Consider the following 993-nt stretch of genomic DNA (forward strand, 5'->3'; position numbering starts at 1 on the left):
CATAAGCCGGAACAGCAAAAAACCAAACTGATACTGCAAGCAGCACGCTAATCAATTTCATCTGGTTAACTCCTTAGGTTATGAACTACAAGACAACATTGAACAGCCGGGTTTATCTCTTGCCCAGTCGGGACGTTTAGCTGCGTAATGCTGATACTGAGGTTGTTCATCATAAGGACGGTGCATGACCTCTAAAAGTTCATGAATCAGGCTGTAATCGCCATCATGAGCTTTGTCTATTGCCTGTTGAGACAGATAGTTACGTAACACATATTTCGGATTTACCCGATTCATTCTGGCTTTTCTATCAAGGTCGCTGGTGCCATCCTGCTGCACACGCAGCTGATAGCGTCTCAACCAGTTGCAGATATCTTTTTTATCCTCTTTGGATAGGGCCTCAGGAGCGTAATACGCTTCCATTAACGGTGCCAGTAGGTCTTCATCACTGAGATCGTTTTGTTCACACGACACGTCTGCCAAATTGCGATAGAAAATCGTCATATCGGTTTCAGCCAGTAACAGAATTTTCTGTAACTGCTGATTTAGTTCATGATCGGCGTCACCCTGATAGTCATTCAATCCAAGTTTATCGGCACGCATTTTTTGCCATTTATCCGTGTAAAGCTTGACGTAATCAGTCAGAATTTGTTGCAGTGGCTCGACGTCATCAATTAATGGATAAATAGCATTGCCGAGTTGTAACAGATTCCATTGAGCGATTTGCGGTTGGTGACCAAACCGATAGCGTTTACCCGTTGCATCGGTAGTGTTTGGCGTCCAGTCGGGATCGTAATTATCAATCCAGCCATACGGGCCGTAATCAATAGTCAGTCCTAAAATCGAAGTGTTATCAGTATTCAATACGCCATGCACAAAACCAACACGCATCCAGTGCACCACCAAATCTGCCGTGCGTTCACACACTTCTTTGAACCAGGCGAGATATGTCGCTTTGGACGGTTCACCTAAATGCGAATAATGATGGCGAATGGC

Annotated in this window: 1 pseudogene; it reads right to left on the reverse strand. The window is 44.6% G+C overall.

Annotated elements, in window-relative coordinates:
• Positions 1-78: 78 nt before the first annotated feature.
• Positions 79-993: pseudogene (locus B3O33_RS03200) on the reverse strand (protein adenylyltransferase SelO family protein); the annotation flags it as partial.

It is taken from the genome of Methylophaga sp. UBA1464, assembly GCF_002325665.1.
GTDB lineage: Bacteria > Pseudomonadota > Gammaproteobacteria > Nitrosococcales > Methylophagaceae > Methylophaga.